Below are 10,885 nucleotides of genomic sequence, written 5' to 3'. Positions count from 1 at the left end.
CCCTGCTGCGGATCGATCGGGTCGGCATGGCCGGCGGCTACGACCGCGCGTTCTACTCGGGGAAACACAAGGCCCACGGGTTGAATGTGCAGGTCATCGCCGATCCGATCGGCAGGTTGGTGTGGATCTCCCCGCCGCTGCCCGGTGCACGACACGACATGGGAGCCGCCCGCGAGCACGGGATCATCGATGCTCTGGACCAGCACCAGATCCGGGCGGCAGCCGACACCGCCTACCAGGGCGCCGGCCCGACCGTCGCGGTTCCCCAGCGCCGGCGACGCAAGGACCCCGACACCGGCCGCTACCGGCGGCTGTCGCGGGCGCAGAAGGAGGTCAACGCCGCGCACGCCCGCCGCCGCGGACCGGGCGAGCGGGCCAACGCCGAACTGAAGAACTGGAAAGTCCTCCGCAAGATCCGCTCCAGCCCGAACCGGGCCGACGAACTCATCGCCGCAGTTCAGACCCTCGTGATCGCCAACGCTTGATCAGGTTGGCAAAGGCTCACTGCCTCGCCCGACTCGGCGAGACATCCGCGATCGACGACCTGAGCACCGCCCTGGCCGCGATGCCCGATGGCCAGTACGGCCGCGCGGAGGTCAGCCTCCGCGTCGACCTCGCGCTGGCCCTGCGAGCACGTGGCGAGATCACCGAGTCACGAGCCCAGGCGGAGCGCGCCGGCCGCCTGGCCGGCCGGACCGGATCCGAACGACAGCGCCGCCGGATCCTCGAGCTACTCGGCTGGTAAACACCCTGGTTTCAGACGGTGCAGCCCCACCTCGAGCCTGCCGCGGAACGGCGACCTTCAATTGCCTCACGACAGGACCAACGGCTCAAATATATATCGCAACGGGCATAACCGTGATCGCGTTGGTGATCTCCGTATCGAAGGATAGGTCGAAGTACTCGGCCACAGCCTCGTCGGCGTCGAGATTGCCGAGAAGGTCGGCTACCGCCTCTGGCTGAAATCGCCTCAGCAACTTGTTGCCAGCAAGAATTGGCGTGCTCGAATTCAGCGGCTTGATAACTTTGCCAAGAATGGTGAACTGGCCATCGAGGAGACGATCAGGGTCCGCAGTCACGAAATGTTCTGCGTCGCAGATCAGGACGGCATTGCGGTCGTCGGCGACAGTGGCGTGGTATTCGCGGGTGGCGGTGCGTCGTGCATCGACCTGGAGTGCCGAGGCAATTGCCTCGGCCACATCAGCCGTATCGGACGCCGCGAGCTCATGAACGGCGCGCTGCGCGGCGATCTTCTCCGCACTCATTTCGACGCCTGCAGTCTGAGCCAGGTCGATCGTCTCCTGAATCTCAGCCCGTTTGCCGCGCCGAACGACGAACCGGGCGACCTCCCTGATCAGCGCAGGGGTTGCAATATCCAGCAGGGCGGTTACCTCGTTTGGTCGCACCGTGAGGGCAGTGAACTCCACGATGTCTCCAGCTGACGCACCGAACGTATCGGAAGAGAGTTGACCGCGGTCATCAAGCCCTCGACGCACGGCGTCGAGGTAGTGCGCTTGTGAGTAAACGAACTTCTGTCGTTGAGCACTCGATCGCTCGTCGACCTCGGCCTGCTTTCGCACCCATTCGCCATCACCCTTGCCAGTAGCTTTAGCGAGGAGCGGCACACTCCCTTCGGCGTTAGCTCCGAGTGCGACCTTCCCCTGACTGTCCTTTGTCGCGGAAGTCTTCCCGTTGGCGTCGCTTTCCAACGACTGGAGCAGTCCTACTTGGTACATCTCTTGCAGCATCGCCGAGACGAAATCGGCGTTCTGGTAGACGATCGTGCGCGGCGCCTTGACAGGAAGTCCTTGCGGCGTATTCTCGGTCATAGTGACGCTTCCTTCCGACAGCTGCTCGGGGACTTAGCGAAAGGAGGTAAAGCTTGCTCCTTTGACCGCCTGCAGTGATCATCACCGCCGAACGACCACCAGCTTCTCACGACATACCGGACTGCACTTGCAGCACTAGGTAGCCGGCAGCGATGGCGGCATTCTCGAGATCGCGAGAACATGCAGCAGTCCGACTAGCGCACCTGAGTTCCCAACCTTGCCGGTCGCGATCATGTGCGGGATGTCCGCGAGAGGCACCCACCGGAACGTGCCCTCGTTAAGCTCGGTCGGATCGGCGACTCGCTCGGCGCCGCGCGCCAGGAACACGTGATGCGCGCTGCGCACGGTCCCGGCCATCGGCTCGAACGTCACCAGGTGCTCGACCGTCCGGGGCCGGTAACCGGTCTCCTCCTCGACCTCCCGGGCCGCAGTCTCGGCGGGCGACTCGCCGTCGTCGAGCAGGCCGCCGGGGAGTTCCCAGTTCCACAGGTCCGGCACGAACCGGTGGCGCCAGGACAGCAGGACGTTGCTGCCGTCGTCGTCCAGCACGACCGTCATCGCCGCAGCGGGCAGCGTTACGGTGTGGTGCTCAAAGCGCTTTCCCGACGGCTGGGAGATGTCAGCCAAGCCGACCGTGACCCACTCGTTGTCGTAGATCACGCGCTCGCCGTGCACGTGCCAGACGTCCGGCGAGACGCCCTCCGGGCTCGTCATGGAGCGACCGTAGCGCTCCTGCTCAGGAGTCGGCCGATCGCACGAAGGCACCGACCCCGTGCCGCACGACGACTACCCCGGATTCTGCAAGGACCTTGAACGCTCGTCGCGCCGTGTTGCGGGAGACGTCGTACTGCTCCATCACGGTCGCCTCGCTCGGGAGCGCGGTGCCCGGGGCCAGCGTCCCGGCGCGGATCTGCTCCGCGAGGTCCTCGGCGATGCGGCCGTACGCCGTCGTCCGGTCCGTCCCGGTGCCTCCAACGACCCGACGCCCGACGCCCGGGACGACCTCGGCGACGCCATCGCCCACGAGCACAGCCAGCGCTGCCCGGACCGTTCCCCTGGCGACGCCGTGTTGCTCGCAGAGCTGCGCTTCTGAGGGCAGGAAAGAACCGGGCGTCAGCTCGCCGTCGCGGATGCGATGGCGCAGATCCTCCGCGATGCGGTGAGAGGTCCCACGAGGAGCCAAAGCGGTGACGCTCCCGAGTCGACGACAGGCTGGCTCAGCGTATCTGCCGAGCGCGGTAGCCGGAGCCGGAGCAGCAATCGGGCGGCCCACCGGGCGGCGACGGGACCTCATTGCGTCGGCATTGTGAGACCTGCTGCCCGGAGCCGGGCTTCGATCAGCTCGTTGAGGCGGGCGACGGTCGGCAACTCATCGGCCCGATGGTTGCTGATCACGCGATACCGCACGCCCGCATCACGCGTCACGAAGGCCGCGCCCTGGGCCTCCATCAGCTCGCGGTCCTTGAGGAGGTTGTCGGCGATCGCACCGGCGAGGTCGTCGAGACGCGGATCGTCGGGCCTCCACGATGCCGCCGTCCAGCCGCGCTTCTGCAGCTCGACATACACCGGATCCGCGAGCCGGCGATCGAGCAAGGTCAGGTACCCGTCGAAGAACTCGGGCCCCAACGACTTCGCCAGGATCATTCCGTCGCGTTGCTCGGCGACGAAGTCCGGCGGGAACCCGACCTCGGCGTGTCGCTCCAGAAGAAGACAGGCGCGGTCAGACAACAGTGCCCGGTCTCCGTCGCCGAGACGACGCAGCCTTTCGCGTCGCCCGATCAGCTCGGCGATCTGCTCATCGAGTCTGCGCTCGATGCCGGACAGGGCCGCAGCCGACACCACGGTGTCGGTGCCGAGGATGTCGTCGATCTCCGCGAGAGCGACTCCGGCCTCGGCCAAGGTCCGTACCTGGACCAGCCGCAGCAGCTCTGTCGAGGTGTACCGGCGATATCCGGAGGTGTCACGGCGCGGCTCCTCCACTAGACCGACCCGGTGGTAGTGCCGCACGGTTTTGATCGTCACGCCGCAGAACGCGGCCGCCTGACCGATCGTCAGTCCGCCGACCACCAACTCAGCGTGTCACCGAGTCATCGGCCGCAGCAACATCACGCACGACCTGAGCGATGGCACGGTAGTCGTTGCGCAAGATCTTGCCGTGGTCGCTCGCGACCTTGGCGCCGACCTGCAGGTTTGCGTTCCGGCTCAGGTGGGGGTTCAGAGCGGCACGCGCATCGTCGTGCTCGCCGTCGCTGCCCCCGAAGCTGTCACCGCTGCCCACGACGTAGCGCACCGGGCAGCCGATCCGGTCCAGAACCGGACCGCAGGACGCGGCCAGCTCGTTCAGCTCGATGTTCACCGCGGCATGCTCGCCGGCCGACATGCGGGCCGCGAGCCCGAAAGGCGCGACCAGCGGCAGCAGCATCCGAATGCGGCGGAACGTCTTCTCGATCCGCTCACGGTTCGCCTCGCCGGTCAGGCCGTACGGAAGTGCCCCGTCCACATTCACCACGGCCGAGACGCGGTGGGGATTCTGCTCGGCCCAGAACGTTCCGATGAAGGCCCCGTAGGACCACCCGACCAGGATCGGCCGGCGGACCTGCCGCGCCTGGAGAACGGCCTCGAGATCCCGCAGGCAGGCCGCGAACGAGTAGTCAGCCGAGCGCTTCGAGCTGCCGCGGGCGCGCTCGTCGAAGGTGATGTGCCGGAACCCGTCACCAAGGTCGGCGATGGTCCGATTCCAGTGCCGCCGACTGGCGAAGCAACCGTTCAGATAGACGACCGGTCTGCCCGCACCTCCGCTGTCCGAGACCGCCAGTGCCGTGTCATCGACGGGAACCATGCCCGTCCACTCGGGGTTCGTCATGCCCTTCACGGTCCGCCTTGACCTTGGGTCAAGGTCAAGTTCTTGCCCTTCGGCGACGAGTCCGCTCAGGGTGAGGACGATCGAGCTGTGGCCGCCGGCGGGTCGCGGTAGGTCCAGGTGAAGACGAAGTGAGAGCTACCAGCGAAAGACCATCGCGGTCTGGTCCGGGGACGCGAGGGGAACAACCTCGATCTCGAAGTCCCCGATCCACGCCTCTCCGTCGCCTGCGGTCTCCGGATCCTCCATCCGCGCAATGCCGAGCAGGTGGGCCCGGAACGACGACGGATCGGCGAGGCTGCCCGTCACCACACGGGCCGGGTACCGGCGGCCACCCGGCCCCCGGACGACCACCGAGAAGTAACTCTCGGCGGTAGCCGCGGCGAGGGTCGGCTGCTCGCGCACCTCCGTATCCGACGCGGCCGGACGATCGTCCTCGGTCGACGGCGCGACGACAGTCGGCCGCTCCCCCGACGCACCGACGAGCACACCCCACTCCCGCAACAGCTCGAACGCTCGATGCACCGTGCTCGGCGCTAGCCCGTGCTCAGCAGCCAGCACCTTGACCCCCGGCAGATGCCCACCCTCCGGCACAGCCCCGGACTCGATCCGCTCCAGCAGCTCGACCGCCAGCCGCTCCCGCGCCGACCGCGGATCCCGCCGCACCCGCTCGATCTCCGACCCCGGCCCCGCCGGCCGTTCCGGCATCCGCGCCCCGAGCCCGCTTGCCGCCCGCTGGTCCGCCTCCGACACCCACGCCGCATAGACCCGCAGGGTGGTCACCCCACCGCCGGAGTGCCCGAGCCGCCCTGCGACCGTGCGCACGTCCACCCCGGCCGCGATCAGCTCCGTCGCCGAGTAGTGGCGCAGGTTGTGCAGGTGCGTGTCCAACCCGAGCCGCGCCGCCATCCGCGAGTACCGCTGCGTGACCGAGCCCGGCACCAGGCTGGCCGACCCGTCCGGGGCCAGCGAAAACACGAACGCGTCCGGCCGCAGCTCGATCCCGAGCGTCCGGGCTCGCTCCTCGCACCGCTCCCGGTGGTCGCGCAGCACCTCGACGGTCTCGGCATCGAGGGCGAGACGCCGTTGCTGGTGAGTCTTGGTGTCCTTCTCCTGCAACGCCCGGCCGTCCTGGGCGATCGCCCGTCGGAACGTGAGCGTCCCGGAGTCGAGGTCGACGTTCGACCAGCGCAGCGCGCACAGCTCGCCGCGGCGGGCGCCGGTGGTCATGAACAGCCAGACCAGGGCGCCCCAGTCCAGGTCCCGCCACGCCTCGTTGAGCAGCTGTGCGGCCTCCCCTGCCGACGGCGGCTGCGGGTCCGGTGGCGGCTTCGCGGGCGGCGAGACGAACTCGACCGGGTTGACCGACACCCAGCGCCACCGCACCCCGCGCGAGTACGCGCCGTTCAGCACGAAGTGGATGTGCCGGATCGTGGCCGGCGCGAGCGGGCGGCAGCGGTGCGGACGGCACCGGTCGTCGCACTCGTGCTCCCGCGGCGTCCGGTGGTCGACACGCTTTGCCACCCCCGAGCAGTGGTTGCGGCAGCGGCGCAGCTCGGCGTAGAGCGAGTCCAGGGCCTCCGCGCCGACGGCGCCGGCCTTGGTCCGCCCGAGGAACGGGCGCACGTGCAGCTCCAGGTACCGGGTGTAGGCGCGGTGCGTGGTCGCGCCGACGTCCAGGGTCTCCAGGTACCGGTCGAGTAGCTGGTCCAGCGTCGCGCTCGTGCGGGGACTGCGCTGCTCGTCGACGGCATTGAGGAGCCGCGTCCGCGCGGCCTCGGCGCGGGACTCCTGACGCGGACCGGGCTCGACCACCTCGACGAGGGTGTTCCGCTTCCCCGACACCGGGTCCTGCCCGCCGTACACGCGGACGCGCAGGGCGCCGCTCGGGAGCCTGTCGATCGTCCCGCGCTGCCTCCGGCGACCGGCCTTCGCCCGTGTCATGGGCCAAGGATACGAGCCCTTCGTGTCACGAGACGTGTCACGCAGACTGGTGAGTGATCTTGCCGGGGACGGAACCCCTGGTCAGAAGTGTGGGCGCGGCAGGGTTCGAACCTGCGACCGCTCGGGTGTAAACCGAGTGCTCTCCCGCTGAGCTACGCGCCCGGGACGGACATCTTCACACGGCCCCCAGGGCCCGACGCCACCCGTCCTGGTCCCGCGGTTCCCCCGGCTGGTTCACTTCGGCGAACGAGATGGTGCCGTCCGGGCGGACCAGGAACGTCCCCCGCAGCGCCATCCCCTTCGCGGTGTCGAACACCCCGTACGCCGACGCCACGGCCCCGTGCGGCCAGAAGTCCGACAGCAGCGGGAACCCGAACCCCGCGGACGCGGCCCAGGCACCGAGCGAGAACGTCGGGTCACAGGAGATCGCCAGCACCTGGGTGGCGTCGTTCTGGAACTCCGGGAGCGACGCCTGGACCGCCGACAGCTCCCCGCCGCAGATCCCGGAGAACGCGAACGGGTAGAAGACCAGCAGCGCCGAGCGCCCCGACCCGAGGACCGACGCCAGCGAGACCGGCTGTCGGTTCTGGTCGGGGAGCTCGAAGTCCGGGGCGGCCGCACCCTCGACTACTGGGCTCAGCGCTTGCCCTTCCCCTGCTTCGGCGGCACGAGCTTCGACCCCACCCAGTCGTCCCCGAGCGTCGCGTTGGACGTCTGCGACAGTCCGGCGGTCGGAGCCGCCTCGGCGATCTCGGAGGGCTGGATGTGGCCGTCACGGCCGGTCTTGGGTGTCAGGACCCACACGAAGCCCTCGTCCGAGAGGGGCGTTCGGGCGTCGACCAGGGTGTCGATCAGGTCGCCGTCCCCGTCGCGGAACCACAGGAGGACGACGTCGATGACCTCCTGGGCGTCCTCGTCGAGGAGCTCCTCACCTGTCGTGTCCTCGACGGCCTCTCTGACCTGGTCGTCGATGTCGGAGTCGTACCCGAGTTCCTGGACGATCATGCCCGGCTCGATGCCGAGCTTTGCCGCGATGTCGGACGCACCGGCATCTGCCGCGGTCACCACTCGTTCCCCTTTCACGCTGCTCACGCAGTCCATCGTCTTCGGTTCCGCGTGCGGGCGCCACCCTTCGCGCGAAATCGGATGGGGCATCCGATCACGGGGGCACGACCGGATGCAACCGGCTCGTGGTGCGCGGCGCGGTGACGCGCAGGTCACCCCGCCCTCCGTTCAGTTACGTACGAGTAGTACCTATCCTCGCGGCCAGAGCCCGACTTCGTGAACGACGAGTTTCGGGACCGCGCCGGAACAGGCACGATGGACCGAGCCACGGCCACGACCGTCGAGTCCGGCCGGCGACGTCGCCCCACAGCCGGCGGCGGAAAGACAGGGCCGGGCGATCCCGGCCACCGACGGAATCAGGCAGGGAGAACCCTTGACCGCGCAGAGCAGCACGCCCGGCGACGACAAGCGCCGCGTCAACGTCATCCGGGACGGGCTGGCCGCCCACCTGCCGGACATCGACCCCGAGGAGACGGCCGAGTGGCTGGACTCCCTGGACGCGGTCCTGGACAACGCCGGGCAGCAGCGCGCCCGCTACCTCATGCTGACGATGCTGCAGCGCGCCCGTGAGAAGCACGTGGGCGTCCCGTCGCTGACCGCGACGGACTACGTCAACACCATCCCGACCGACCGCGAGCCGTGGTTCCCCGGCGACGAGGACGTCGAGCGCACCTACCGGCGCTGGCTGCGCTGGAACGCCGCGATGACCGTGCACCGCGCGCAGCGCCCGGGCATCGGCGTCGGTGGGCACATCTCGTCCTACGCCTCCTCGGCGACGCTCTACGAGGTCGGTTTCAACCACTTCTTCCGTGGCAAGGAGCACCCCGGCGGCGGCGACCAGATCTACATCCAGGGCCACGCCTCCCCCGGCATCTACGCCCGCGCCTTCCTCGAGGGGCGGCTGTCGGAGGACCGGCTCGACGGCTTCCGCCAGGAGCTCAGCCACGCCGGCCCGGGCGGCGGCCTGCCGTCGTACCCGCACCCGCGCCTGATGCCGGACTTCTGGGAGTTCCCCACGGTCTCGATGGGCATCGGGCCGATGAACGCGATCATGCAGGCGCGGTTCAACCGCTACCTGGGCGACCGCGGGTTCAAGGACACCTCGCAGCAGCAGGTGTGGGCCTTCCTCGGCGACGGCGAGATGGACGAGCCCGAGTCGCGCGGCCTGATCCACGTCGCGGCCAACGAGGGCCTGGACAACCTGAACTTCGTCGTCAACTGCAACCTGCAGCGCCTCGACGGTCCGGTCCGGGGCAACGGCAAGATCATCCAGGAGCTGGAGGCGTTCTTCCGGGGCGCCGGCTGGAACGTCATCAAGGTCATCTGGGGCCGCGAGTGGGACTCGCTGCTGCACGGCGACCGTGACGGCGCGTTGATCAACCTCATGAACACCACGCCGGACGGCGACTTCCAGACCTACAAGGCCAACGACGGCGCCTATGTCCGCGACCACTTCTTCGGCCGGGACCCGCGGACCAAGGCGCTCGTCGACCCGATGAGCGACGCCGAGATCTGGAAGCTCAAGCGCGGCGGGCACGACTACCGCAAGGTGCACGCGGCCTACGCCGCCGCGACCGCGCACCACGGCCAGCCGACCGTCATCCTGGCCAAGACCATCAAGGGCTACGGCCTGGGCACGCACTTCGCGGGCCGCAACGCCACCCACCAGATGAAGAAGCTCACGCTCGACGACCTCAAGCAGTTCCGCGACGAGCAGCGCATCCCGATCTCGGACAAGCAGCTCGAGGCCGACCCGTACCTGCCGCCGTACTACCACCCCGGTGAGAAGGACGAGGCGATCCAGTACCTGCGGGAGCGCCGTCGCCAGCTGGGCGGGCCGCTGCCGTCGCGCCGGACCGCCGGCAAGCCGCTGGTGCTCCCCGGCGACAAGGTCTACGACTTCGTCAAGAAGGGCTCCGGCAAGCAGGAGGTCGCCACGACGATGGCGTTCGTCCGGCTGCTGCGCGAGCTCATCAAGGACAAGGAGATCGGCCCGCGCTTCGTGCCGATCATCCCGGACGAGGCCCGTACCTTCGGTATGGACTCGATGTTCCCGAGCCAGAAGATCTACAACCCGAACGGCCAGAACTACACCTCGGTCGATGCGGACCTGATGCTCGCCTACAAGGAGTCCGAGCAGGGCCAGATCCTGCACGAGGGCATCAACGAGGCCGGTTCGGTCGGGTCGTTCACCGCGGCGGGCACCTCGTACGCCACGCACGACGAGCCGATGATCCCGGTCTACATCTTCTACTCGATGTTCGGCTTCCAGCGGACCGGCGACTCGATCTGGGCCGCCTCGGACCAGATGGCCCGCGGCTTCCTCGTCGGCGCCACCGCGGGCCGCACGACGCTGACCGGTGAGGGGCTGCAGCACAACGACGGGCACTCGCTGCTGCTGGCGGCGACCAACCCGGCCGTCGTCGCCTACGACCCGGCGTTCTCCTTCGAGGTCGCGCACATCGTCCAGGACGGGCTGCGCCGGATGGTCGGTGAGAAGCCCGAGAACGTCATCTACTACCTGACGGTCTACAACGAGCCCTACCGCCAGCCGGCCGAGCCGGAGGACGTGGACCGCGAGGGCATCCTGCGCGGGATGCACCGCTTCGCCGCCGCGCCCGAGGGCAACGGCCCCGTGGTGCGGCTGCTCGCCTCCGGGGTCTCGCTGCCGTGGGCGCTGACCGCGCAGAAGATGCTGGCCGACGAGTGGGACGTCCGTGCCGAGGTCTGGTCGGTGACGTCCTGGGGTGAGCTGCGCCGCGACGGCGTCGAGGCCGAGCACGCCAACCTGCTCAAGCCCGGTGACGAGCCGGTCGTGCCGTACGTGACCCAGAAGCTGGGCGACGGCGAGCACGGCGACGCCCCGGTCGTGGCGGTCTCGGACTGGATGCGTGCGGTCCCCGACCAGATCCGCCAGTGGTCCCCGGCGCCGTTCCTGTCGCTGGGCACCGACGGGTTCGGCCTGTCCGACACCCGTCCGGCCGTGCGCCGCCACTTCGCGGTCGACGCCGAGTCGATCGTCGTCGGTGCGCTCTCGGTGCTGGCCAAGCAGGGCCTGGTGAAGACCGAGACCGCGGCCGAGGCCGCGGCCGGCTACAAGATCGACGACCCGCAGGCCGCCGGCCCGCAGATCGGCGACGGCGGGGCCGCCTGATCCCACCGGCACACGACGGCCCGCCGCCCCGCA

Annotated in this window: 11 protein-coding genes and 1 tRNA gene; 3 read left to right on the top strand and 9 right to left on the bottom strand. The window is 69.0% G+C overall.

Annotation, left to right across the window (positions count from 1 at the left end):
- Both NH602_RS08565 and NH602_RS08560 read left to right on the top strand, forming a co-directional pair.
- Positions 1-485 (top strand): transposase family protein (locus tag NH602_RS08565; RefSeq protein ID WP_253067508.1); only part of this gene is annotated, 485 nt, incomplete at its 5' end.
- A gap of 5 nt (positions 486-490) precedes the next feature.
- The gene (locus NH602_RS08560) at positions 491-745 is read left to right on the top strand and encodes a hypothetical protein (protein ID WP_253067507.1); all 255 of its coding nucleotides are present in this window, start codon (positions 491-493) and stop codon (positions 743-745) included.
- Between the two features lie 85 nt (positions 746-830).
- On the opposite strand, the gene NH602_RS08555 is transcribed toward NH602_RS08560, so the two are convergent.
- The 9 genes from NH602_RS08555 to NH602_RS08510 form a co-directional block, all read right to left on the bottom strand.
- On the bottom strand, positions 831-1,829 hold the full coding sequence (locus NH602_RS08555) for a hypothetical protein (RefSeq protein ID WP_253067506.1): 999 nt from the start codon (positions 1,827-1,829) through the stop codon (positions 831-833).
- Positions 1,830-1,964: 135 nt separating this feature from the next.
- On the bottom strand, positions 1,965-2,543 hold the full coding sequence (locus NH602_RS08550; RefSeq protein WP_253067505.1) for an NUDIX hydrolase: 579 nt from the start codon (positions 2,541-2,543) through the stop codon (positions 1,965-1,967).
- A 22-nt stretch (positions 2,544-2,565) separates the two neighbouring features.
- A complete protein-coding gene (locus NH602_RS31230) occupies positions 2,566-3,123 on the bottom strand; it encodes a GntR family transcriptional regulator (RefSeq protein WP_256494190.1) in 558 nt (185 codons plus the stop codon).
- On the bottom strand, positions 3,120-3,896 hold the full coding sequence (locus NH602_RS08535) for a MerR family transcriptional regulator (RefSeq protein ID WP_253067504.1): 777 nt from the start codon (positions 3,894-3,896) through the stop codon (positions 3,120-3,122). Before NH602_RS08535 ends, NH602_RS31230 begins: the two co-directional genes overlap by 4 nt.
- Before the next feature lie 4 nt (positions 3,897-3,900).
- On the bottom strand, positions 3,901-4,692 hold the full coding sequence (locus NH602_RS08530; protein WP_253067503.1) for an alpha/beta fold hydrolase: 792 nt from the start codon (positions 4,690-4,692) through the stop codon (positions 3,901-3,903).
- Between the two features lie 135 nt (positions 4,693-4,827).
- Positions 4,828-6,633: a tyrosine-type recombinase/integrase gene (locus NH602_RS08525; RefSeq protein WP_253067502.1), complete on the bottom strand. Its 1,806-nt coding sequence runs from the start codon at positions 6,631-6,633 to the stop codon at positions 4,828-4,830.
- 90 nt (positions 6,634-6,723) lie between these two features.
- Positions 6,724-6,795: transfer RNA gene (locus NH602_RS08520), tRNA-Val, on the bottom strand.
- 13 nt (positions 6,796-6,808) lie between these two features.
- Entirely contained in the window at positions 6,809-7,273 is a 465-nt protein-coding gene (locus NH602_RS08515; protein WP_253067509.1) for a peroxiredoxin, read from the bottom strand.
- Positions 7,270-7,701: a DUF3052 domain-containing protein gene (locus NH602_RS08510; protein WP_073577450.1), complete on the bottom strand. Its 432-nt coding sequence runs from the start codon at positions 7,699-7,701 to the stop codon at positions 7,270-7,272. The genes NH602_RS08515 and NH602_RS08510 overlap by 4 nt, the downstream gene beginning before the upstream one ends.
- Positions 7,702-8,071: 370 nt before the next feature.
- Between NH602_RS08510 and aceE the strand changes: the two genes are divergently transcribed.
- Positions 8,072-10,852, top strand: a complete 2,781-nt coding sequence (aceE, locus tag NH602_RS08505; protein ID WP_253067501.1) for a pyruvate dehydrogenase (acetyl-transferring), homodimeric type — start codon at positions 8,072-8,074, stop codon at positions 10,850-10,852.
- Positions 10,853-10,885: the final 33 nt, after the last annotated feature.

The organism is Pseudonocardia sp. McavD-2-B (assembly GCF_024124365.1).
GTDB classification, from domain to species: Bacteria; Actinomycetota; Actinomycetes; order Mycobacteriales; family Pseudonocardiaceae; genus Pseudonocardia; species Pseudonocardia alni.
Note: the sequence above shows the minus strand (reverse complement) of the source record. Positions and strands in the feature narration are given on the sequence as shown.